Source organism: Georgenia sp. Z2081 (genome assembly GCF_055326445.1).
Genome location: NZ_JBUZNK010000016.1, coordinates 1 through 23,827, shown reverse-complemented (window position 1 = coordinate 23,827; position 23,827 = coordinate 1). Strand labels below are relative to the sequence as shown.

The 23,827-nt window shown below is 74.0% G+C and carries 17 protein-coding genes; 6 read left to right on the top strand and 11 right to left on the bottom strand.

Annotated elements, in window-relative coordinates:
- The first annotated feature begins 76 nt into the window (after window positions 1–76).
- Complete coding sequence (locus ACZLKG_RS15845) at window positions 77–1,198, top strand: amidohydrolase family protein (protein WP_463649278.1); 1,122 nt, start codon at window positions 77–79, stop codon at window positions 1,196–1,198.
- 123 nt (window positions 1,199–1,321) lie between these two features.
- Here ACZLKG_RS15845 and ffh read toward each other — a convergent pair whose 3' ends face one another.
- The 9 genes from ffh to ACZLKG_RS15800 all read right to left on the bottom strand — a co-directional run bounded on the left by ffh (window position 1,322) and on the right by ACZLKG_RS15800 (window position 14,559).
- Window positions 1,322–2,884 carry a signal recognition particle protein gene (ffh, locus tag ACZLKG_RS15840; RefSeq protein WP_463649277.1) on the bottom strand — a complete coding sequence of 521 codons (1,563 nt, stop codon included), beginning with the start codon at window positions 2,882–2,884 and terminating at the stop codon, window positions 1,322–1,324.
- Window positions 2,885–3,010: 126 nt separating this feature from the next.
- Window positions 3,011–4,894, bottom strand: coding sequence for a [protein-PII] uridylyltransferase family protein (locus ACZLKG_RS15835; RefSeq protein WP_463649276.1), 1,884 nt, complete (start codon window positions 4,892–4,894; stop codon window positions 3,011–3,013).
- On the bottom strand, window positions 4,891–5,229 hold the full coding sequence (locus ACZLKG_RS15830; protein WP_425710020.1) for a P-II family nitrogen regulator: 339 nt from the start codon (window positions 5,227–5,229) through the stop codon (window positions 4,891–4,893). The genes ACZLKG_RS15835 and ACZLKG_RS15830 overlap by 4 nt, the downstream gene beginning before the upstream one ends.
- 8 nt (window positions 5,230–5,237) lie before the next feature.
- A complete protein-coding gene (locus ACZLKG_RS15825) occupies window positions 5,238–6,545 on the bottom strand; it encodes an ammonium transporter (RefSeq protein ID WP_463649275.1) in 1,308 nt (435 codons plus the stop codon).
- A 150-nt stretch (window positions 6,546–6,695) separates the two neighbouring features.
- Window positions 6,696–7,901 (bottom strand): signal recognition particle-docking protein FtsY, encoded by a 1,206-nt coding sequence (gene ftsY, locus ACZLKG_RS15820; RefSeq protein ID WP_463649274.1) that lies wholly within the window; start codon window positions 7,899–7,901, stop codon window positions 6,696–6,698.
- Window positions 7,902–8,007: 106 nt separating this feature from the next.
- On the bottom strand, window positions 8,008–11,628 hold the full coding sequence (smc, locus tag ACZLKG_RS15815; protein ID WP_463649273.1) for a chromosome segregation protein SMC: 3,621 nt from the start codon (window positions 11,626–11,628) through the stop codon (window positions 8,008–8,010).
- A 95-nt stretch (window positions 11,629–11,723) separates the two neighbouring features.
- Window positions 11,724–12,152 (bottom strand): nucleoside-diphosphate kinase, encoded by a 429-nt coding sequence (gene ndk / locus ACZLKG_RS15810; protein ID WP_463649272.1) that lies wholly within the window; start codon window positions 12,150–12,152, stop codon window positions 11,724–11,726.
- A gap of 74 nt (window positions 12,153–12,226) precedes the next feature.
- Window positions 12,227–12,790: a DUF4233 domain-containing protein gene (locus ACZLKG_RS15805; protein WP_463649271.1), complete on the bottom strand. Its 564-nt coding sequence runs from the start codon at window positions 12,788–12,790 to the stop codon at window positions 12,227–12,229.
- On the bottom strand, window positions 12,787–14,559 hold the full coding sequence (locus tag ACZLKG_RS15800) for an AMP-binding protein (protein ID WP_463649270.1): 1,773 nt from the start codon (window positions 14,557–14,559) through the stop codon (window positions 12,787–12,789). The genes ACZLKG_RS15805 and ACZLKG_RS15800 overlap by 4 nt, the downstream gene beginning before the upstream one ends.
- 237 nt (window positions 14,560–14,796) lie before the next feature.
- Here ACZLKG_RS15800 and ACZLKG_RS15795 point away from each other — a divergent pair, with 237 nt between their 5' ends.
- Window positions 14,797–16,020 (top strand): cobalamin-independent methionine synthase II family protein, encoded by a 1,224-nt coding sequence (locus tag ACZLKG_RS15795; RefSeq protein WP_463649269.1) that lies wholly within the window; start codon window positions 14,797–14,799, stop codon window positions 16,018–16,020.
- A gap of 171 nt (window positions 16,021–16,191) precedes the next feature.
- Here ACZLKG_RS15795 and ACZLKG_RS15790 read toward each other — a convergent pair whose 3' ends face one another.
- On the bottom strand, window positions 16,192–17,553 hold the full coding sequence (locus ACZLKG_RS15790; protein WP_463649268.1) for a phosphodiester glycosidase family protein: 1,362 nt from the start codon (window positions 17,551–17,553) through the stop codon (window positions 16,192–16,194).
- Between the two features lie 287 nt (window positions 17,554–17,840).
- Between ACZLKG_RS15790 and ACZLKG_RS15785 the strand changes: the two genes are divergently transcribed.
- The 3 genes from ACZLKG_RS15785 to ACZLKG_RS15775 all read left to right on the top strand — a co-directional run bounded on the left by ACZLKG_RS15785 (window position 17,841) and on the right by ACZLKG_RS15775 (window position 22,393).
- Window positions 17,841–20,042 (top strand): alkaline phosphatase, encoded by a 2,202-nt coding sequence (locus ACZLKG_RS15785; protein WP_463649267.1) that lies wholly within the window; start codon window positions 17,841–17,843, stop codon window positions 20,040–20,042.
- A gap of 552 nt (window positions 20,043–20,594) precedes the next feature.
- Entirely contained in the window at window positions 20,595–21,311 is a 717-nt protein-coding gene (locus tag ACZLKG_RS15780) for a purine-nucleoside phosphorylase (protein WP_425710010.1), read from the top strand.
- Window positions 21,312–21,364: 53 nt separating this feature from the next.
- Window positions 21,365–22,393, top strand: coding sequence for a TetR/AcrR family transcriptional regulator (locus ACZLKG_RS15775; protein WP_463648207.1), 1,029 nt, complete (start codon window positions 21,365–21,367; stop codon window positions 22,391–22,393).
- A gap of 67 nt (window positions 22,394–22,460) precedes the next feature.
- Here ACZLKG_RS15775 and ACZLKG_RS15770 read toward each other — a convergent pair whose 3' ends face one another.
- Window positions 22,461–23,120, bottom strand: coding sequence for an HAD-IA family hydrolase (locus ACZLKG_RS15770; protein WP_425710008.1), 660 nt, complete (start codon window positions 23,118–23,120; stop codon window positions 22,461–22,463).
- A 178-nt stretch (window positions 23,121–23,298) separates the two neighbouring features.
- Here ACZLKG_RS15770 and ACZLKG_RS15765 point away from each other — a divergent pair, with 178 nt between their 5' ends.
- Entirely contained in the window at window positions 23,299–23,718 is a 420-nt protein-coding gene (locus tag ACZLKG_RS15765) for a nucleotide pyrophosphohydrolase (protein ID WP_425710007.1), read from the top strand.
- The last annotated feature ends 109 nt before the right edge of the window (window positions 23,719–23,827 follow it).

Genomic DNA, 23,827 nt, shown 5'->3' with positions numbered 1-23,827 from the left:
CACCTCCCCATCGGTTCATTACTCGACTAATGAACCACAGAACCGATGAACCGTCAACGCGTGCCACCCTCCTCCTATGAGCGACCCGTCACGCCCGCTGCACCTGACCGGCACCGTCGTCGTCGACGACACCACCGTCCTGTCCGAGATCTGGGTGGCGGACGGACGGATCCACCTCTCTCCCCCGCCCGGGGCGTACTCGTTCGAGCAGGTGCGCGGCGTCGTCGTGCCGGGCCTGGTGGACGTGCACGCCCACATCGGCCTCGGCGCCGAGGGGGCCGTGGACGAGGCGACGGCCGAGGCGCAGGCGGTCGCGGATCGCGACTCCGGCGTGCTGCTCGTCCGCGACGCGGGCTCGCCCGCGGACACCCGCTGGGTCGACGACCGGGACGACCTGCCCCGGCTGATCCGCGCCGGCCGGCACATCGCCCGGCCCAAGCGGTACATCCGCAGCTTCGCCCGCGAGCTCGACGACGTCGCGCTGCTGCCCGAGGTCGTGGCCGAGGAGGCGCGGCGCGGGGACGGGTGGGTCAAGCTCGTCGGGGACTGGATCGACCGGTCGATGGGGGCCGACGCCGACCTCACGCCGCTGTGGCCGCGCGAGGTGCTCCGTGACGCCGTCGCGGCGGCGCACGAGAACGGTGCCCGGGTGACGATCCATACGTTCGCCACCGAGACGGTCGAGGACTGCCTGGCGGCCGGCGTCGACTGCCTCGAGCACGGGACCGGGATGACGACCGACCACATGGCCGAGCTCGCCGCTCGCGGCGTCCCGGTGACGGTGACGGCCCGGCAGACGTCCCAGTTCGGCGACTTCGCCGACCAGGCGGTGGCGAAGTACCCGATCTACGCCGCCCGGATGCGGGCGATGCACGAGCGGCGGCGGGACTTCTGGGGCGAGGTCGTGGCGGCGGGCGTGCCGCTCCTCATGGGATCGGACGCCGGGGGCACGCTCGACCACGGGACGCTGCCGGCCGAGCTGGTGGCGTGCGCCGAGCTAGAACTCCCGCACGCCGACGTGCTCGCGGCGGCGAGCTGGCGCGGGCGGGACTACCTCGGCGTGGACGGGATCACCGACGGGGCGAGCGCGGACCTCGTCGTCTACCCGAGCGACCCCCGGGCGGACGTGAGCGTCACGCAGCGGCCGACGGCGATTGTCCTCCGCGGCACCACCTACCGCCCCCACTCCGGCGAGTGAGGGGATTCTTCCGCGAGTGAGCGCGGTTCTGCCTCACCAGTGAGCGGGGTTCTGCCTCACGAGTGAGCGCGATTCTGTCCGGCACACGAGGACCGAGAAGTGCTCACTCGCCGACGAGAATCGTCAGCGCAGGTACTTCTGCAGCTCGGAGATGTCGAGGTCCTCAGGCGAGGGCTGGACCGGGCCGCTCCCGCCACCGCCGAACGAGGCGCCCTTGGGTGCGGATGCCTTCGCGGCGAGCTCGCGCTCCTGCTGCGCGCGCTTCGCGGGGTTGCCGCTCTTGCCCTTCTTCTTCTTGACCTGCGGCGCCTGGCGGCCCTTCGACTTCTTGCCGCCACCCATCCCGGGGCCACCGGGCATACCCGGCATCCCGGGCATCCCCCCGCCACCGCTGCCCATCTTGCGCATCATCACGCGCGCCTGCTCGAACCGCTCGAGCAGGGAGTTGACCTGCTGGACGGTGGTGCCGGCACCCTTGGCGATGCGCGAGCGCCGGGAGCCGTTGAGGATCTTCACATTGTCGCGCTCGGCCGGCGTCATCGACCGCACGATCGCCTCGACCCGGTCGACCTCGCGCTCGTCGAAGTTGTCCAGCTGCTCGCGCATCTGGCCCATGCCCGGGAGCATCCCGAGCATCTTCTTCATCGAGCCCATCTTCTTGATCTGCTGGAGCTGCCCGAGGAAGTCGCCGAGCGTGAAGTCGTCGCCGGAGAGCTTCTCGGCGAGTTTCTCCGCCTCCTCGGCGTCGTAGGTCCGCTCGGCCTGCTCGATGAGGGTGAGCACGTCACCCATGTCGAGGATGCGCGACGCCATGCGGTCGGCGTGGAAGCGCTCGAAGTCCTCGAGCTTCTCACCCGTGGAGGCGAACAGGACCGGCACGCCGGTGACGCCGCGGACGGACAGCGCGGCGCCGCCGCGGGCGTCGCCGTCGAGCTTGGACAGGACGACGCCGGTGAAGCCCACGCCCTCGGCGAAGGCGTTGGCGGTGGTCACCGCGTCCTGGCCGATCATCGCGTCGAGGACGAACAGGGTCTCGTGCGGCTGGACGGCGTCGCGGATGTTCGCGGCCTGCCGCATCATCTCCTCGTCGACGCCGAGGCGGCCCGCGGTGTCGACGATGACGACGGAGTGCATGGCCTGCCGTGCGCGCTCGAGCCCGGTGCGCGCGACCTCGACCGGGTCCCCGACGCCGTTGCCCGGCTCCGGCGCCCACACCGCCACGCCGGCGCGCTCGCCGACGATCTGGAGCTGGGTGACGGCGTTGGGCCGCTGGAGGTCCGAGGCGACGAGCAGCGGGGTGTGCCCCTGGTCGCGCAGCCACTTGCCCAGCTTCCCGGCCAGCGTAGTCTTGCCCGCGCCCTGGAGGCCGGCGAGCATGATGACCGTCGGCGGGTGCTTGGCGATGTGCAGGTCGCGCGACTCGCCGCCGAGGACCTCGACGAGCTCCTCGTGGACGATCTTGATGACCTGCTGACCCGGGTTGAGTGCCTTGGACAGGTCGGCGCCCGTGGCGCGCTCACGGATCGCGGCGGTGAACTCCCGGACGACCGGCAGCGCGACGTCGGCCTCGAGCAGGGCGCGCCGGATCTCCCGGACCGTCCCGGCGACGTCCTCCTCGGACAGGCGCCCCTTCCCGCGCAGGCCCTTGAAGGCGCCGGTGATCCGGTCGGAGAGGCTGGCGAACACGTGGGTCCTTCGTCGGTCGGGGCGCTGCGGCGGTGCCGGGCAGCTCGGCACGGGTCGCCGCGCGCAGTCAGGTCGTTGCCCACAAGGGTAACAACGGGTCCGGTGGCGCCGGGGTGGTGGACGCCGCTAAGCGAACGTGGCGTCCACCGCGGCCGTGAGCCTGTCGACGAGCTCGGCGCGCCACCGGGTCCATGCGCGGGGACCCGCGGCACGGGCGTCGGCCTCGGTCAGCGCCCGGAGCAGATGGAGACGCTCGCGCGAACCGACCCGGCCGGCGACCTCGTCGACCACGGCCGGGTCCGAGACGTCGCGGCCGGTCGCGGTCTCCGCGAGCAGGAGGTGCTCGGCCACCAGATGAACGATGTCGGCACGGTCGGCGGCGCGGACACCGAGGCGCACCAGGAGCGGGTCGGCGATACGCGCACCTCGCGCGGAGTGGTCCCTCTCGCCCGGGAGCTTGCCGAGGTCGTGGAGGAGCGCGGCGAGCAGCAGCCGCGGGTCGCTCGCCCCGCCCGCCGCCGTGAGACCCGGCGTCCCGGGGAGCTCCGCGAGTCCGGCCACCGTCAGCAGGAGGTGACGGTCGACCGTGCGGGTGTGGACGGCGGTGCGCTGGGGCCGGTTGCGGATCGGGGCCCAGTCGGGGAGCCAGACGGCGAGCACGCCGACGAGGTCGAGCGCGTCGAGGACGTCCAGCGCCCGCGTCCCCGCGGCGAGGACTGCGAGGAGGTCGGCGAGCGCCTCGGGGGGCCATCGCCCGTGGTCGCCCGCCGGGTCCGGGCAACGGGCCAGAGCTGTCGTCGTCACCGGCGAGAGTGGGAGGCCGTGCTCGATGGCGGCGCGGGCGGCCCGTAGCGAGAGGCGAGGGTCGCCGGCGGGGTCCGCACCCGCGGCGAGGACGACCTCGCCGTCGTGGGCGACCAGGCCGGGCGCGAGCGTGGTGAGCCGCGGCGGACGCCCGGCCCGCAGGGCGGCGGTGATGAGTCGGCCCCGCGGACGGGTGGCGGCCCGGCGGGCCGAGCGCAGCGTCGTGTCGAGCGCATGCCGGATCGTGCGGCCGGCCGCGCTCACCCCTGCAAGGAGCTCGTCGGCGGGGTCCGCACCGGCCTCGGTGCGGCCGGGCGAGGCCCCGGGGGACGGCACCGCCCCGCGCAGCTCGTCGAGCTCCGCCCGCGTGCGCGGGGCACGGTCGCCGAGCCCCATGGCGGACGCCACGGCGTCCTGGTCGTGCATGGTGAGCCGGGAGGCCGCCCGGCCGGTGACCACGTGCAGCGCGTCGCGCACGTCGCACAGGTGCGAGACGGCGTCGTCGATCTCCCCGTGCGGCCGGTCCGTGAGCCAGGACGCTGCGAGGGCGGAGACGATGCGGGCGTCCCGCAGCCCGCCACGACACTCCTTGAGGTCGGGCTCGCTGAGGTGGGCGAGGTCCCCGGTCCGCCGCCCGCGCGCAGCGACCGCGCCGGCGAGGTCCTCGAGGCGGACCCGGGCCGCCCCGCGCCAGTCGGCCAGGACCGCCGAGGCGGCCTCCGCGCCGAGGTCGGCGTCGCCCGCCAGGTTCCGCATGCCCAGCAGGCCGACGGCGGCGGGCACATCGGTGGAGGCCACGGACCGGCAGTCCGCGAGCGTCCGCACGGAGTGGTCCAGCGTGAGGCCCGCGTCCCAGATCGGGTACCACACGGCGTCCGAGAGAGCGGCGAGCGTCACGTCGTCGCGGGAGCCGTCGTGCAGGAGCACGAGGTCGAGGTCGGCGCACGGCCCGCCGTCGCGTCGTCCGAGCGAGCCGACGCACGCGAGCGCCACGCCTCGTCGAACATCGGTGCCCAGCCGGCGCCCGGCGTCCGCCCAGAGCTCGACGAGTGCGGCGTCGGTCAGGTCGGCGAGCGCGCGGCGGTAGGCCCGCCCGTGCTCCAGGGCACCGGTGGCGAGCTCGGCGGGCGCCGGGGGGCGAACGGCGCGGCGGGCGGCCCGCAGCTCGGTGAGGAGCCGGTGACCGCCCGCCGCGCCGGTGCTCACAGGGCCTCGGAGCCCCGTTCGCCGGTCCGGACGCGGACGACCTGCCCCACGTCGGAGACCCAGACCTTGCCGTCACCGATGCGGCCCGTGTGGGCGGCGCCGACCACGGCGTCGAGCACCTGATCGGCCTCCGCGTCGTCGACGAGGACCTCGATGCGGACCTTGGGCACGAGGCGGACCTCGTACTCGGCACCGCGGTAGACCTCGGTGTGGCCGTGCTGGCGGCCGAAGCCGTTGGCCTCCGAGACGGTCATACCGGTGACACCCGCGGCCTCGAGGGCCGCCTTAACGTCCTCGAGCCGGAACGGCTGGATGATGGCGGTGATGAGCTTCATGTCGGTCCTCACTTCTCCGATCCGGTGAGCAGTCGCCCGGAGCCGATGCCCTCGTAGGCACTCTCCGCGTGCTGTGCGGTGTCGATCCCGCTGGCCTCGTCATCATCGCTCACGCGCCAGCCCATGGTGGCCTTGAGGACGAGCGCGATCACGAGGGTGACGAGCCCCGAGTAGACCACGGCCACGACCGCGATGAGGGCCTGGACGATCAGCTGGTCCGCGCCGTCGCCCATGAAAAGACCGCCCTCGTCAGCGAGCAGGCCGACGACGATCGTGCCGACCAGTCCGCCGACCAGGTGGACGCCGACGACGTCGAGCGAGTCGTCGAACCGCCACCGGTACTTCAGACTCACCGCGAGCGCGCAGAGCACGCCCGCGACCGCGCCGAGGACGATCGAGGTGACGGGGTTGAGCGCCCCGGCCGCCGGGGTGATGGCGACGAGACCGGCGACGGTGCCCGAGGCGGCGCCGAGCGACGTCATGTGCCCGTCACGCAGGCGCTCGACGACGAGCCAGCCGAGGATGGCGGCCGCCGTGGCCGACGTCGTGTTGACCCACGCGAGACCGGCGGTGCCGTCGGCCGTGAAGGCGGAGCCGGCGTTGAAGCCGAACCAGCCGACCCACAGCAGGGCGGCGCCGATCATCACGAGCGGCAGGTTGTGCGGCCGCATCGGCACCTTGCCGAAGCCCTTGCGCCGACCGATGACCAGGGCGAGGACGAGGCCGGCGATGCCCGCGTTGATGTGGACGACCGTGCCGCCGGCGAAGTCGATCGGCTCGGCGATCGAGCCGAACCACCCGTCGCCGGAGAGGATGCCGCCACCCCAGACCATGTGGGCCATCGGGAAGTAGGACAGCGTCACCCACAGGGCGGCGAAAACGAGCCAGGACGCGTACTTCACGCGTTCGGCGATCGCCCCGGAGACCAGTGCGGTGGTGATGATGGCGAAGGTCGACTGGAAGGCCACTCCCACGTAGGCGGGCACACCGAGGTCGTCGATGATGTGGGCGCCGTCCGCGTCGATCACCTGGCCGTCGAGGGCGAAGCCGTCGAACGGGTTGCCGAGGATGCCTCCGAGCGAGTCGCCGTAGCTCATCGACCACCCCCACAGCGGGTAGATGACGCCGACGACGGCGATGACGCCGAAGCTCATCATCATCATGTTGAGCACCCCGCGGCTGCGGGTCATGCCGCCGTAGAACAGGGCCAGGGCCGGCACGGTCATCATGAGCACGAGCGTGGCGGACATCAGCATCCAGGCCGTGGCGCCGGTGTCGAGGGTCGGCGCTGCCGACGTCGTGATGAGTGGGGTCATGTCTCCTCCTCGCCGGCACCGTCGGCCGGTCTGGGAGGCACTCTCCTTCGAGCGTGTTTCGCCGCGGCGCGGCCCAGGTTTCACCCGTGTAACCGGCAGCGCCGCCACGTGACGATCACGTGACGGCGCCGGGAGACGGTGCGGTAGGCGTCAGCCGAGCAACGAGTCCACGAAGTCCTCGGGGACGAACGGCGCGAGGTCGTCGGGGCCCTCGCCGAGCCCGACGTACTTCACCGGCACGCCGAGCTCGCGCTGCACGGTGACGACGATGCCGCCCTTCGCGGTGCCGTCGAGCTTGGTGAGCACGATGCCGGTGACGGACACGGCCTCGGAGAAGATCTTCGCCTGCTGCATGCCGTTCTGACCCGTGGTCGCGTCGAGGACGAGCAGGACCTCCCGGACGGGCGCCTGGCGCGACATCACGCGCTTGATCTTGCCCAGCTCCTCCATGAGGCCGGCCTTGTTCTGGAGTCGGCCGGCGGTGTCGACGACGACGACGTCCGCATCCTGCTCCCGGCCGCTGCGCACGGCCTCGAACGCCACCGACGCCGGGTCGGCGCCCTCGGTCTCGGACCGCACGACGGGCACGCCGACGCGCTCGCCCCAGGTGGTCAGCTGCTCGGCGGCGGCCGCGCGGAAGGTGTCGGCGGCGCCGAGGACGACCGAGTGCCCCTCGGCGACGAGCACGCGCGCGAGCTTGCCGATCGTCGTCGTCTTGCCCGTGCCGTTGACGCCGACGACGAGCACGGTCGCGGGGTGGGGTGCGCCGTCGTCGGCGACGACGGGGGTCAGGTCGAGGGTGCGGTCCGCGTCGGGGCCGACGAACTCGAGGAGCTCGCGACGCAGGATGTCCTTGACGGCGCCGGGGTCGCTCGCGCCGGTGACCCTGGCCTCGGTGCGCAGGGTGTCGATGAGCTCGGTGGTGGGACCGATGCCGACGTCGGCGACCAGGAGCGTGTCCTCCAGCTCCTCCCAGTCCTCCTCGGTGAGCGTGTCGCGGGAGAGGATCGAGAGCAGGGCCTGGCCGAACGAGCCGGACCGGGCGAGGCGGGCACGCAGGCGCTGGAGCCGCGAGGTGACGGTCTCGGGCTGCTCGAGGGTCGGTGTCGGCGGGGCCGCCGGCTCGGCGGCGCCCGGTTCGGCGACGTCGGTCCCCGCGCGGTCCTCGTCGATGACGGCGGTCGGCGCGGCGGAGGCGCCCGACGCCGGCTCCTCACCGGAGGGGTACGGGCTCGACTCCCCCGGGGGAAGCGTGTCGTCGCGCCTGCGGCGCGAGGGGACGAGCCAGAGTCCGGCGATCAGCCCGACGACGAGCAGGGCTCCGACGACGGTCAGGATGATGTACGGGGTATCCACGGCCACAGTCTCTCAGGAACGCGGACGGCCGGCGTCGCGCTCCCCGGTGGTCGAGAGGCGGCGGGCGGGGCGCGGGGCGGCGCGCAGCCCGGGAACGGGGACTCCGTCAGGCCGAGGCGTCGGCGCGTTCGATGCGCTGGGAGATCACGGTCGACAGCCCCCCGCGCATGGTGACGCCGTAGAGCGCGTCGGCGACCTCCATCGTGCGCTTCTGGTGCGTGATGACGATGAGCTGGGAGGACTCGCGCAGCTCGGCGAAGATCTCGATGAGGCGGCCGAGGTTGACGTCGTCGAGGGCGGCCTCGACCTCGTCCATCACGTAGAACGGGCTCGGGCGGGCGGTGAAGATCGCCACGAGCAGGGCGACGGCCGTGAGCGAGCGTTCCCCGCCCGAGAGCAGCGAGAGGCGCTTGACCTTCTTGCCCGCGGGCCGCGCCTCGATCTCGATGCCGGTGGTGAGCATGTCGTCCGGGTCGGTGAGCACGAGACGGCCCTCGCCGCCGGGGAACAGCCGGGGGAACACGCGCTCGAACTGGGCCGCGGTGTCGTGGAACGCGGAGGTGAACACCTCCTCGACCCGGGCGTCGATGTCCTTGACGATCTGGAGCAGGTCCTCGCGCGAGCGCGTGAGGTCGGCCAGCTGCTCGGTGAGGAACTGGTGGCGCTCCTCCAGGGCGGCGTGCTCCTCGAGCGCGAGCGGGTTGACCTTGCCCAGGCGAGCGAGGTCCTTCTCCGCCCGGGCGAGCCGCTTGACCTGCTCCTCGCGGACGAAGGGCCGGGGCTCGGGCGGCTCCTCGCCGTCCGCGACCGGCGCGGTGGAGGGGACGAGCACGTGGGGCCCGTACTCCTCGAGCAGGACGTCGGGGTCGGTGCCGAGCTCCTCGACGGACCGCTCCTCCGCCTGGCGCACCCGCATCGTGTGCTCGGTGCGGGCGAGCTCCTCGCGGTGCGCGGCGTCGCGCAGGCCGAGCAGGGTCTTGTCGATCTCGGCGAGCTGGGAGCGCACCGAGGTCGTGGCCTTCTCCCGGTCCTCCCGCTCGGCCTCGGCCTCGGCGCGGCGCGCGGCGGCCTCCCCCACGGCGCGGTCCGCGGCGGCCACGCCCTCCTGGGCACGCTCGTGGACCTCGGCGGCGACCGCTGCCTGTCGGCGGCGTCGCGCGGCCCGGTCAGCGGCGGCGGCGCGGGCCGCGCGCTCGGTGCGGGCGGCGGCCTCGAGGGAGGCGGCGCGGCCGGCGAGCGCGCTCACCCGCTCCTCGACGGTGCGCAGCGCGAGGCGGGTGTCGGTCTCCGCGGAGCGGGCCTCCCGCGCAGCGGCGGTCGCCTGGTCCCGCTCGGTGGTGGCGCGCTCGAGATCGGCCTCGGCCTCCTCGGGCTCGCGGCCGGCGAGCTCGAGGCGCTCCCCCAGCTCGGCGAGGACCTCGCGGTGCTCGGCCAGCGCGGTCTCCGCCTGCTCGCGGGCGGGGCCGGACCGCTCGACCTCCGTGCCCGAGTCCCGGATTGTCTGGCGCAGGCGGCCGAGCCGCTCGGTGACGGCGGACATCTCGGCGTCCGAGGCGTGCAGGGCGTCCAGCGAGGCTGCAGCCTGCGTGCGGGCGGCCTCGACCTCCTCGCGGGCCGGGCCGAGAGCGAACCGGGTGGCCTCGGCGCGACGCGCGGCGTCGTCGACGTCGGCGAGGGCCTGCTCGTGGGCGGCGTGCAGGCTGAGCACCGAGGACTCCTCGCCCCCGCCGCCGGACACGGCCGCGGCCCCGACGACGTCGCCGTCCTTCGTCACCGCCGTGAGGTCGGGGCGGGCCGCGACAGCCGCCCGGGCGGCCGTGAGGTCCTCGGCGAGGACCACCCGGTCGAGGAGCCGGGCGAGGGTGACGGCGACGTCGGTGCGCGCCGTGACGACCGACGGTGCCGCGACGACGCCGCCCGGGAGGTCGCCGGCGGCCAGGTCGCCGGCCGTGGGCGGGGCGTCGGCGCCGGGGTCGGCCGCGACGACGAGGCGCAGCTTTCCGCTGCCCTCCTCGCGGCTGGTGCGCAGGGCGGTGACGGCGGCGTCGAGCGAGGCGACCACGTGCGCGGCCGCGAGGGGCCCGAGGGCGGCGGCGACGGCGTCGGCCCACTCGGCCTCGACCTCGAGGTGTTCCGGCAGCGGGCCGAGCAGGCCCTCCACGTCCCCGGCCGGCGCGGCGTCGGAGGCGGCCAGGCCGAGATCCAGGGCCTCGGCGCGGGACTGGGCGGAGGTGCGCGCCTCCTCGGCGGCGCGCAGCTCCTCGTCGAGCCGCTCGGTCTCGGCCTCGGCGGCGGCGAGCCGGTCGGCGGCCCGCTCGTAGGCGTCGTCGAGGTCCTCCTCGCCGGACTCGGCGCCCGCGACGTCCCGCTCCAGGCGGTCGAACTCGCGCTGGGCCTCCTCGGCGCGGGTGCGGGCGGCGGCCTCGGCGTCGTGCAGGCGGTCGAGCTCGGCCTGGGCTGCCTCGAGGCGGGAGCGGCGCTCGGCGACCTGGCCCGTGAGCCGGGCGAGCCCCTCGCGGCGGTCGGCGACGGCGCGGTGGACGGCGGCGAGCGCGTGCTCGGCCGCGCGCTCGGCGGTCTCCGCCTCCGTGCGGCGGGCCTCGGCGTCGGTCAGCGTGCCGCGGGCCGCGTCGAGCTCGACGCCGAGCTCGGCCTCCGCGGCGCGGGCCTGCTCGGCGCGGGCCTGGAGCACGTCGGGGTCGCGGGCGTCCTCCTGGCGGGCGGCACCCTCGCGGTCGCCGTCCTGGTCGGCCCGTTCGTCGCCGGGGTCCTCGCCCGTCCCGCCGAGGAGGCGGACGCGTTCGGTGGCGACGTCGGTGAGGGCGCGCAGCCTCTCGCGCACGCCGGAGAGCCGGTACCAGGTGTCGGTGGCGGCGCCGAGTCGCGGCGCGGCGTCGGCGGCGGCCTGCTCGAGGGCGGCCAGCGAGCGTCGGGCGACGTCCTGCTCGCCCTCGGCCTGCTCGAGGCGGGCGGCGATCGCGGCGGTGTCGGTGGTCGCGGAGTCGGCGGCTGCGCGGAGCTGAGCGAGGTCGTCGGCCAAGAGGCGGGCGCGGGCATCGCGCAGGTCGGTCTGGACCACCTGGGCGCGCCGCGCGACGTCGGCCTGGCGGGCGAGCGGGCCGAGCTGGCGGCGGATCTCGGCCGTGAGGTCGCTCAGGCGGGCGAGGTTCGCGGCCGTGGCCTCGAGCTTGCGCAGCGCCTTCTCCTTGCGGCGGCGGTGCTTGAGGACGCCGGCGGCCTCCTCGATGAAGCCGCGGCGGTCCTCGGCGGTGGCCTGGAGGACGGAGTCGAGGCGCCCCTGCCCGACGATGACGTGCATCTCCTTGCCCATGCCCGTGTCGGACAGGAGCTCCTGGATGTCGAGCAGGCGGCACGACTCGCCGTTGATCTGGTACTCGGAGCCGCCGGAGCGGAACAGCGTGCGGGTGATCGTCACCTCGGTGTACTCGATGGGGAGCACGCCGTCGGTGTTGTCGATCGTCAGGGAGACCTCGGCGCGGCCGAGCGGGGCGCGGCCCGTGGTGCCGGCGAAGATCACGTCCTGCATCGAGCCGCCGCGCAGGGACTTCGCGCCCTGCTCGCCCATCACCCAGCTCAGGGCGTCGACGACGTTGGACTTGCCCGACCCGTTCGGCCCGACCACGCACGTGATGCCGGGCTCGAGGTGCAGGGTCGTCGCCGACGCGAAGGACTTGAAGCCCCGCATGGTCAGCGTCTTGAGATACACGCCCGCGAGCCTAGGTCAGGAGGGCCGTGATCCCGCGGAACCCGCCCGAGCACCTGTGACGAGTGAGCGGGGTTCTGCGTCAGGAGGGCGGTGCGTCAGGAGGCGGCGAACCAGAGGGCGATCTCGCGCTCGGCGCTCTCGACGGCGTCGGAGGCGTGGACGAGGTTCTCGATGACCGCGCCGCCGCCCTCGTGCCCGAGGTCGCCTCGCACGGAGCCGGGTGCCGCGACGGTCGGGTCGGTCACGCCCACGATGGTGCGGATCCCCTCGATGACGCGGTGGCCCTCGACGACTGCCGCCACCACGGGGCCGGAGCCCATGAACTCCACGAGCCCGCCGAAGAAGGGGCGGTCCGCGTGCTCGGCGTAGTGCTGCTCGAGCAGCGCGCGGTCCGGGTGCAGCATCTGCAGCGCGGTGACCGTGTAGCCCTTGGTCTCGATGCGGCGCAAGATCTCACCGGTGAGGTGGCGGGCGACGCCGTCGGGCTTGACGAGGACGAGGGTGCGCTCGAGCGGGGAAGTCATGACCGCAGCCTAGTGGCGCGCAGCACCGGAACTGCGCGCCCGCCGCATGCAGGGCCGTACGCGGCCGGCGGCAGTCAGGCCCCCTCGGCCGTCGCCAGCCGGTGGTGCTCGAGCTCGGCGGCGTAGCGGACGCGGCGGTCGGCGTCGATGTCTGCCCCGGTGCGCAGCGCGATGAGCCACAGCAGCGCGAAGACGATCGCGAGGCTGAGCACCATCGGCACGACGAGCGCGACGGCGGCCAGCCCGATCTGGACGAACCAACCGAGCACGCCCACCTCGCGCGGGTACTTCCGCACGAGTCCCGCCCCGACGACGCACACCACGAGCGCCGTCATCCCGACCGCCCACACCCACGGCAGCGGCGCCACGCGCAGACCGTGCGCGACCAGGGTGGCGAAGAGCATGACGAACGCCTCGAGCGCGAGGATCGCCGTGAGGAACAGGACCCGGGCGGACCTCGGCGGGCGCGGCGCGGCGGGGACCGCGTCGACCCGCCCGGCGGGGGCCGCGTCGTCGGGCGTCGCGCCGGAGGGGCCCGGGCGCTCGGTGCCGCCCACCTGCTCGGCGGGAGCGGGGCCGTCCGACCTCTGCCCGGCGTCGTCCGCCCGCCCGATCCCGCCCGCCTGCTCGCTCGTCACTCGCCCAGGGTAGTTCGGCCGAGGACGACCCTGGCGCGGTGCGCGACGGCGGCCCGCTGGACCTGTGCGCCGTACCGGACGTCGACGGGGATCCGCGGCATCCGCAGCACGGCGCCGAGCCGGACCGGAGCCGGACCGGGGCCGGCCACCCCGGCCTCCGCCACCACGGCCTGCGACACCCCGGCCGCCGCCACCGCGGCGCGCGCCGCAGCGGCCAGGCCGCGTGGGGCCATCGACGCCTTCGCCCGGGCACCCCGGTGGCGCCGCGGGTCGGTCTCGAGGACCGCCACCACGTCCTGCGCCCCACGCGGCCCTACCCCGACGACGCACGCCGCCGTCACGCCCGGGATCGCCCGGAGCGCGATCTCGAGCGCGATCGGGGTGACGACGCCGTTCTCGGTGGTGATCTCGTGCCCGACCCGGCCCTCGAGCCAGAGCCGGCCCTCGGCGTCGAGGTGGCCGAGGTCCCCGGTCCGGTGCCACCCGACCAGCGTCTGGGCGCGCGCCTGCTCGGCGGCCGGCAGGAGGTAACGGTCGCGCAGGTGGGGCGCGGTGCCGACGACCTCGCCGGTCACGCCGGGCGAGCTCACCGGGTCCCCGACCGGCGCGCCGAGGTGGTCGAGCGGGACGATGCCGACGCGAGCGCCCGGGACGGGCCGGCCCACGCACGTGCCGCCACCCGCCCCGGACACCCTCGACGTGGTCGCCGCCCGCAGCTCGGGCAGCGCGAGGTCGGTGAGCGGGAGCAGCCCGGCCATGCCGTAGGGGGCGTGCATCTCGGGGTCGCCGAGCAGCCTCGCGGCGCGGGCGAGCTCGCCCGCGGTGACGGGCGCTCCGCTGACGACGACGCGGCGCAGCCGGGCGAGCGCGTCCCGTTCGTCGGGGGCGAGCCGGCCGGCCGTCGCGACGACCGAGGCCAGCCCGGCCGGGCTCACGGCGAGCGCCGGTGAGGGGACGCGGCGGGCCGCCCGGGCGAGCTGGGCGGCGGTGAGCGCACCCGGGCGCCCGGTGCCCGGGATGACCGCCGGCGCACCGACGGCGAGGGCGAGCAGGGCGGCCGGGGCGAAGCCGGCGACCAGGCCGTGGTCGGCGTCGATGGGGACGACCTGGGTCGTCGCCTCGCACATCGCCGCGAGCGTGCGGTGCGTGTAGATCACGCCGTTGGGTCGCAGCGAGCCGGCGGCCTGGAAGACGACGAGGGCGTCGTCGTCGGGGTGCGGCTCCTCCGGGAGAGCGACCCCGCCGGCGACGAGCTCCCGGCCGTGGTCGAGGATCTCGAGGAACACGCCGCGCAGCCCGAGCAGCCGGCGTTCGTTGGCGGTGATCACCCGGTCGAACGGGGTCCGCACGAGGTATCGGTTCGCCGTCCAGCCGCGCACGCGTGCGGCCCGCGCGGCCACCGGCGTGCCCAGCAGGTGGTCGAGCTCGGCGCCCCGCAGCGCACGGTCGAGACCCCGGGCCCCGAGGCGCGGGTCGGCGAGCACGGCGACGCCGCCGAGGCGCAGGACCGCGAACAGGCTGAGCGTGAGCTCCACGCCGGGCGGGATCGAGACGCCGACCCGCTGGCCGGGCCGAACCCCGGCGTCCTTCAGGCCCAGGGCGAGCATCTCGACGTCGTCGGCGAGCTCGCGCCAGGTGACGCGGCGGCGCAGGCCGGGGTCGTCCAGCACGAGCGCGGCGGCGTCCGACCCGCGGCGCTCGCGCAGCTGGTGCCACAGGGGCCGGTACCCGGCCGTCGCCGCCTGCCCGTCGGGGTGCTTGTCGATCACCCGGCCAGCGTAATGACGGCTCGCGCCCTCCGTGGCCGGGCTGGAGCGACGGCCGGCACGACCGTCGGCGCGGTCGTCGGGCGCGGGACACCGCGTCCCGTCATCTGGACCCGGCCCGGTGGGCGCGGCGCGGCCGGCCGCGCGGTGCCACAGTGGGCGCCCGGGCGTGGCGCGCGTCGTCGTCGTACGCCGTTCCCGCGCCCCGACGCCAGCCCGTCCCCGATCCGAGAGGTCACCATGTCGAAGGTCCGCACCACGCACGCCGGCTCGCTGCCCCGCACCGCCGCGCTGATCGACGCCAACGCCGCGCGCGCCGAGGACCGCATCGGTCAGGCCGAGCTCACCGCGCTGCTGGAGTCCGAGGTCGCGGGCGTGGTCGCGCGGCAGACCGAGGCGGGCCTCGACCACGTCAACGACGGCGAGTACGGCAAGCTCATGAGCGAGTCCGTCGACTACGGCGCCTGGTGGTCCTACTCGTTCGGGCGCACGGGCGGCCTGACCATCGACCCGGACGACCAGTCGTGGGCCGTGGACAGCTACGTCTCCTCCCCCGGCGACGTGCGCCTGACCGGCTTCCTCCACCGCCGCGACCGGGCGCTGTTCGCGGACGCCTACGCCGACCCGACGTCGGGCATCTGGAGCGGCGGCGACAAGCCACGCCCGTTCCCGATCGTCACCGGCGAGCTCACCTACACCGGCGCCGACGCCGTGCGGTCCGACGTCGACCACCTCGTCGCCGCCCTCGCGGCCGCCGGCAAGGAGCCGGCCGCCGGCTTCGTCACCGCCCTGTCCCCCGGCTCGGCGACCCGCATCACCGACCGGTTCTACGGCGACGAGGACGCCTACCTCGACGCCTGGGCGCGCGTCCTGCGCGAGGAGTACAAGGCGATCCTCGACGCCGGGCTGTGGCTGCAGATCGACGACCCGTCGGTCGCGGAGAACTTCGACCAGATCACGCCCGAGCCGGCGGTGGCGGACTACGTCGCGTTCACCGAGAAGCGCGTCGCGGCCCTCAACCGCGCGCTCGACGGGCTGCCGACGGAACGCGTGCGGTTCCACCTGTGCTGGGGCTCGTGGCACGGCCCGCACTCGACCGACCTGCCGCTGGCGGACATCGCCCCGACGATGCTCACGGTGAACGCCGCCGCCTACTCCTTCGAGGCCGCCAACGTGCGCCACGAGCACGAGTGGCGGGTCTGGGAGAACCTCGCGCTGCCGGCCGACAAGGTGCTCGTGCCCGGCGTGGTCTCGCACGCCACCAACGTCCTCGAGCACCCCGAGCTCGTCGCCGACCGCATCGAGCGATTCGCGCGCCTCGTCGGGCCGGAGCGCGTGTGGGCGTCGACCGACTGCGGGCTCGGGGGACGTGTCCACGAGCAGATCGCGTGGGCGAAGCTGGACTCGCTGGTCGAGGGCGCGCGGATCGCGGACCGGCGCCTCGCGGGCGGCGCGGCGGCCTGAGCGCAGGCCGGCCGGCCCGAGTGCGAAGCGCGGGCCGAGCGAGGGGCGGCGGCCTGAGCGCAGGCCGGCCGGCCCGTCGCAGCCCCCCTGCACGACGGCGGAGCTCACCTGCACGGTGAGCCCCGCCGTCGTGCATGTGGTCGGGTCGGGCGCCCCTGCCGCCGGCCAGGATCAGCCGGCGAAGACCCCGATGCCGTTGGGGACCTCGCGCAGGACCTCGATGCCGTCCTCGCGGCTGCGGCTCAGCAGCGAGAACTCGTCATCGACGCCGGGCCGGCCGAGCATCGTGCTCGAGCCGCCGCCGTCGAGGAGGACGGCGTCGTCGGACCCGAGCTCGGCCATGACGACCGCCGCGTCCCGGGTGGAGGCGCCGACGCTGTCGGGGTTCCGGCCGTCGACGACGAGGAGGAACAGCGTGCGCCCGTCCTCGGACACGCCGGCGAGCGTGCGCGGGTTGAGCGGTCGCTCCGGGATGGTGCCGACCTCGCCGTCGCGGACGACGACCCCGCCGCCGACGGCCCAGTCGAGCCGTCCGGCGCCGTCCGACCGCGACCGCACGTGCGTCCGCACGCTGTCGCCGACCTCGAGCCCGCGCAGCTCGTCCGCGCCGTCCTCGCGGCCGAGGAGGACCTGCTGCCCCTCCTCCAGCGCACCGGTGCCGCCGGCCGTCTCGGCGACGTCGACGACGCGACCGTCCTCCAGCAGCACCTCGAGCACGTCATCCGTGCACGCCGCGCCGCGGGCGGTCTCGTCGCCGCAGGCCGCTCGCGCCCGCGTGTCGTCGCCCCACGTGTCGCCCCACCGGGCGTCGAAGAGCGTGATCTGGTCGGTCGCCATGCCGTACTGGTTGAGGCCGTCGATGTCGATCGGTCGCTGGCCGCGCGGGGCGGCGAAGGCGTCGAGCTCGACGTCCGTGACCACGCCGCGGCCCGAGCGTGTGACGCCGACGACCTCGTCGCCGTCGTTCCAGGCCGCGTCGAGCGACTCGCCGTGCCGCTGGGCGTAGGGCACCGCGGACTGGCGGATCTCGCCGTCGCGGATCTCCACGCCCGCGGCCGCGAAGGTGGCGGCGATCTCCCCGTGGGTCGGGTCGACCGTGTTCTGGAAGAAGTCGCCGTTGACGGCGGCGATGGCGCCGGCGTCCTCGCCCATGTCGTCCAGGCGCTGCGGCGTGGTGATCGTCGGCCCGGTGATGAGGTCGGTGCCGGCCGTGCGCAGGTCGACCGCGAGGAGGTTGGCGGTCGAGGCGCCCTCGGGCGTGGTCACACGGTAGGTCGTGTGCTGGACGCCGTCCGCGAGCTCGCCGACGCCGGTCCGCTCGATCTCGATGTCCTCCGACTCGGCGGTCGGGGCGGGTGCGGGGGCGGACGGCGAGGGGCCGGCGGGCGCGGCGAGAGGTGCGGTGGCGGACACGTCGGCCGCGGCCGGCACGGCGGCGGCACCCATCGCCGTCGTCGCGAGCGCGAGAGCCGAAAGGGCGAGAGTGCGCGGATGTAGTCGTGACCGGTGCGTGCGGTGGGTGATGGCTGCCATGGGACGTCCCCTTCGTCTGGCTCGGTTTCGGACGCGGCGGACGCTAGGCAGGCCCCGTGTCCGGCGCGCGACCGGCGCGCGACGGCACGGCAAACTCCTGCGCGCGCGGTCGGTCCGCTCATATGTGGGACCTGCCCGTTCACGGAGTGGCCACCGTCCGTTGGTACGCACATCGCCGTGCGGTCGACTGCCCTCCGTACGGTCGCCGCGCCGTCCGACCCCCTCGCCAGACCCCGTGATGTGGACGGCCTCACACCGCACGTCCCCCTGAGCAGAGGAGATCTCCCATGCGCACGCACAGGACCGGCCGACGCCGGTCGATCGGACTCGGGCTGGCGGCCGCCGGCGCGGTCGTCCTCTCGGCCCTTGCCGCTCCAGCGACCGCCGACGAGCCGAGCGAGGGCGAGCCCGCTGCACGGGACGCGACCGACGCCGCGAACGCCTCCGCGGGTGCTTCCAATACCTCCGATAACGGCTCCGAGGACGGGCCGGACAACATCATCGTCGTCGTCGGCGACGGCATGGGCTACAACCACATCGACATGGCGAGCATGTTCGAGTCCGACCAGAGCCGCTACCAGGTGGCCGTCGACCCGGAGGCCGGCACGATCGAGGACGTCGACGGGGACACCCCGACCCAGGTCTACGAGCACTGGCCCGTCCAGTACGCCATGAGCACTTTCTCGGTCGGCGGCTCCTACGACCCCGAGGTGATGTGGGGCGACTTCGCCGCCTCCACGCTGGCCGCCCCGACCGACTCGGCCGCGGCGGCCACCGCCATGGCCACCGGGGTGAAGACGATCAACCAGGCCGTCGGCGTCGACCGCGAGGGTGCGCCGATCGAGAACGTCGTCGAGCGGGCGCAGGCGCAGGGCCGCGCCACCGGCGTCGTCACGAACGTCGTGGTCCCCCACCCCACGACGGCCGCCTTCGCCATCCACAACGAGAGCCGCCTCGACTACCTCGCGGTCTCCGACCTGCTGGTCGACGAGAGCGGCCTCAACGTGGTCATGGGCTCCGGCCACCCCTGGTACGACGACAACGGCGACCGGTACGACGAGCCGGACTTCAACTACGTGAGCGAGGAGACCTGGACGCGGCTGGAGAACGGCGACACGCCGTTCGAGTTCATCGAGGAACGGGCCGACTTCCAGGCGCTCGCGGGAGCCGAGGCACCGCCGACGCACGTGATGGGCTTCGCGCAGGCGTGGACCACCACCCAGGAAGCCCGGGGCGACGGCGAGAGCGACGTCCCGTTCGAGGACCCGTTCATCGAGACGGTGCCCGAGCTGTCCGAGATGACGCTCGGCGCCCTCAACGTCCTGGACAACGCCTCCGACGAGGGCTTCTTCCTCGCGGTCGAGAGCGGCGCGATCGACTGGTCCTCCGAGCTCAATGCCCCGGCCCGGGCCATCGAGGAGACCATCACGCTCAACGAGACGGTCGAGGCGATCTCCGACTGGGTCGAGACCCACAGCAGCTGGGACGAGACGATGGTCGTCGTCACCGCCGACCACGAGGCCGGCTACATCACCGGCCCGGACTCCGATCCCGCGTGGACGCCCATGGTGTCCAACGGCGTGGGCGAGCTGCCGGACCACGAGTGGCACCGACTGGCCCACTCCAACCACCTCGTGCCCTTCTTCGCCATCGGCGCCGGCTCCGAAGCCTTCCACGCCCGCGCCACCGCGGAGGACCCGGTCCGCGGGAGCTACCTCGACAACGCCGACATCGGACAGGTCATGCTCGACGAGCTGTGGGCCGAGCAGGACGACCCGGGTGAGCCGGACCCCGAGCCGGTGCCGCCGTCACCGGGGCGTGGGTTCTACCTGAACGACGGGTGGGGGATCTGGGCCGATCACGAGTTCAGCTTCGGTCGTCCGGGTGACGAGGTGCTCGTGGGTGACTGGGACGGCGACGGTTCCGACACGCTGGCTGTGCGTCGGGGTAACGCCTACTACCTGTCCAACTCGCTGTATGGCGGGGCGGCCGAGGTCGAGCTGACCTACGGCCGCGCGGACGACGCGGTGCTGGTAGGTGACTGGGACGGCAACGGTGCGGACAGCTTCGCGGTGCGTCGTGGGAACAGCTACTTCCTGTCGAACTCCCTGACCGGTGGGAACGCGGATGCGGTGCTGGACTACGGCCGCGCCGACGACACCGTGCTGGTCGGGGACTACGACGGCGACGCCGTCGACACCTTCACCGTCCGCCGCGGCAACACCTACTTCGTCTCGAACTCGCTCAGCACGGGCTGGGCGGACGTCGAGCTGGACTACGGCCGGGCGTCGGACGACGTCCTGGTCGGTGACTGGGACGGCGACGCGGTCGACACCTTCGCCGTGCGCCGCGGGAACCTCTACCTGGTGTCGAACTCGCTGACCTCCACGGTGGCCGACACCGAGGTCCGGTACGGCCGGGCCGGCGACGAGGTGTACGTCGGTGACTGGGACGGCGACGGCTCCGACACCCTCGGAGTCCGCCGCTGACCAGAACCTGATGCCGATCATCGGCGAGTGAGCGGACCTCTGCTCTGCTCCACGAGTGAGCGGAGTTCTGCTCCACGGATAGGCGCCGCCCGGATCTCGGTCCGGGCGGCGCTCAACTGTCGGGCGGGCCCCGCACCCTGATGGGGTGCGGTGCCCGCCCCTCGTCGTCATTCCCTGCACCAGCTCGACATGGTCCCGCCCGGCATCGGCTCGGTCAGTTCGGTGAGGCAGTGGGGTAATCGCCGAGTCAGTCGACCGGGGGGCATGTCTCGATGGATACCTGATTGACTCGGTGACGACGCAACGACGCGACACCGCAACTCGCTCTCCAACGGACCGAACCCCGCTCACTCGCGACACGGAGCCGGCAGAAGTCCGCTCACTCGCCACACGGAACGGACCGAACCGCGCTCACTCGTCGAGAGAGTGGCCGGCCGGGCGGTTCGTCCGGACCGGCATCGCAACGGACGGACCCACGCCACGTCCCATCCGTGGAATCATTCACACGACGCCGTCACCTGCGGCGCCTTTGTCGACGTCAGGATCATTGTCATGGCTACCCCTCACATCGCCGCCGAGCCCGGCGACATCGCCCCGGCCGTCCTCCTGCCCGGTGACCCCCGGCGCGCAGCACGCATCGCCGAGCTCCTCATGCCCGACGCCCGCGTGGTCTCCGACGTCCGCGCGAACAAGGTCTTCACGGGCGAGGTCGACGGCAAGCCGCTGTCCGTCATGGCCTCGGGCATGGGCATGGCCTCGACGGTCCTGTACGCCAACGAGCTGTTCGAGCACTTCGGCGTGCAGCGCATCGTCCGGGTCGGCACCGCCGGCGGCCTGGCGCGGCACGTGCGGGTCGGCGACGTCGTCGTCGCGCTGGGCGCACACACCGACTCCGCGATCAACGTGCCCCGGCTCCCCGGCCTGCACTTCTCGGCGATCGCCAGCTATGGGCTCGTGGCGGCGGCGGTCGCGGCGGCGAAGGAGCACGCGGGAGACACGCCTGTGCACGTCGCACCGATCGTGTCGCGGGACCACTTCTACGGCAACGCGGCCGATCTCAACGAGGCTCTGGCCTCCTACGGCACGCTCGCCGTCGAGATGGAGGCCGCCGGCCTGTACGGCGTCGCGGCGGAGTACGGCCGGGAGGCCCTCGCCGTCCTCACGATCTCCGACCACCTCCTCGACCACTCGGGCGACATGTCGCCCGAGGACCGCGAGACACGTTTCACCCTCGCACTCACGCTCGCCCTGGCGGCGGCACACTCCTGACCGACCCCACGACCGGGCCGACGAGGGCCCGACCTCCCAGAACGAGGAACCCGATGGACGACGAGAGCTCGCAGCCCGGGCGCCGACCGCTGCCCTGGGTCCGCACGACCACACCGGTCGACCCGCCACGGGCACCGATCGACTCGGAGCCCACGGGGTCGGGCAGCGACCGGATCCGCACGCCGGGCAGCGAGCAGGGGCGCACGCCCGGCAGCGCCCCGGGTGCTGCCGCCGCCGCGAGCGCCCTCCCTGATCCCGCACCGGACCTCGACCCGCACCCGGAGGACAACCGGCCCTCACGACGCCGCCCCACGGTCTCCGGCCGACCGTTCGAGCCCTGGCTCGCGGCCGGCGACCGCCTCCCCCCGCCGGGCGGGTACCGCTTCGACCCGAGCGAGGTCCGCGCGGGCCGCACCCGCATGTCACGTCGGGCCCCCGTCATGGCCACCAGGCGTGGTCCCGGGCGCCCGAGGAACGCGGACGCGGAGCGCAAGGCGTTCGCCGCGGTTCTCGAGCTGTTCGGCCAGCGCGGCTGGGCGGGCCTCTCCCTCGACGCCGTCGCCGCGGAGGCCGGCCTGGGCAAGTCGTCCATCTATCTGCGCTGGACGGACAAGCAGGCGCTGCTCATCGACGCGCTCAAGCACGTGGACGTGACGGTCGTGGCGCCGGACGCCGGCCAGGACGACGGCCCCGGGGTGCGCGAGTTGCTGATCTTCGCCGCCAACCGCCGCATCACGCAGTACGGCGGGACCTACGGGCCTGCGCTGTACCGCCTCAACATCGAGGCGCGCATCTACCCCGAGGTCTTCGACACGATCTGGCAGGAGACGATCGGGGCGAGCATCCGCGAGCTCACGGCGACGCTCCTGGAGAAGGCAGAAGGTGTGCACACGCCGACCGAGGAGGACGCCACCGACCTCATCGCGTCGGTCGAGGGCACCGCGATGTACCTGGCGTTCGTCGCCCATCCCGCGGCGATGCCCGGCATGTCCGACCTCCACGACCGCATCGAGCGCATGGTCGACCGCCATCTGCGCGGGATCCGGGAGTACATGGACCGCCGGGCCCGGGGGCTCGAGTAGCCGGGCCCGGTCAGTCGGGCTCGAGTAGCCGCGCCCGGTCAGTCGGGCGCCACCAGCACGCGCCGGATCAGTCGGGGGCGATCAGCCCGCGCCGCTCCAGCAGCTCCCGCGCGGCGTCCGCGCCCTGCCAGAGGTGTGCGTCCAGGCCGGCCGCCACGGCGGCGTCGACGTTGACCTGCCGGTCGTCGAGGAAGATCACCCGACCGGCGGGCACGTCCATGTGCTCGACGGCGTCCTCGTACGCCCGGCGGTCCGGCTTGCTCAGCTGCGTGAAGCAGGAGAAGCGCTGGACCGCGATGAGCTCCGACCACGGCTGGTTGTCGAAGGTCCGCGCGAGCGCCGTCGGGGCGTTCGACAGCACCCCCAGGCGGACGCCGGCCCGGTCGAGGTCGCGCAGCAGCGCGAGCACCGCGGGCGTGAGGCGTGCCCAGCGCTGCACGTCCGCCGCCACGAGCTGCTCGACGACCTCGGCGGAGAGCTCCGGCCCGTCGGCGTCGTCGGAGACCTGCTGCCAGTAGGCGGTGTCGTCGCCGGTGCGGTCGTACTCCTCGCGGCGGGCCATGACGGCCTCGGCGAGGGCGTCGACCTGGGGACCCGTGGTTGGCAGGCCGAGGAGGCGGGCCGCGATCGAGACGACGGGACCGTTGGAGGCAAGGGTGCCGCCGACGTCGAAGAGCACGGCACGCTCGGCGGGGGGACGCTCGTCGGGCTCGTTCACGTCGATCATCGAACCACGCCCGGGTGTCCGGGCGCTGTCCGGAGCGGGGCATCACGGTGGTCCGTGCCTGCGATGCCACGGCCACGCTCGGCCAGGACACCGAGCATCCTCGCCCGCTTCTCGCCCCGCGCCCGAGCATCCTCGGCCCCTCCTCGCCCGTGCACCCGTGAGCCGGTAGAACGGGACCATGGATCTCGACCGCGTGCGCGACGACCTGCGGACCTTCGCCGCCGAGCGCGACTGGGGCCAGTTCCACGAGCCGCGCAACCTCCTGCTCGCCCTCGTCGGCGAGGTCGGCGAGCTGGCCGAGCTCACCCAGTGGCGCACGGACGACGAGCTGCGCGACCTGGCACGGACGCCCGACGGCGCTCGGGACCTGGGTGACGAGCTCGCCGACGTCCTGTCCTACCTCGTGCAGACCGCGGACAGCCTGGGCCTCGACCTCGGTGCCGCGTGGGAGGCGAAGATGGTGACGAACGCGGCCAGGTACCCGGCGCACCTCGCCCGTGGCTCGAACGCGAAGTACACGGCCTACGGCACGGGCACAGACACCGACGACGACGGATCCACACTCGACGACGACACACAGCCCGACGCCGGCACTTGAACCGCCCTGGGTCTCCTGGAGGGTGCTGATCTAGCAAGGGGAGACTGGTTCTTGTGTCAGCACCACGGAAGTACGACGAGGAGTTCCGAGAGCGCGCGGTTCGGATGTA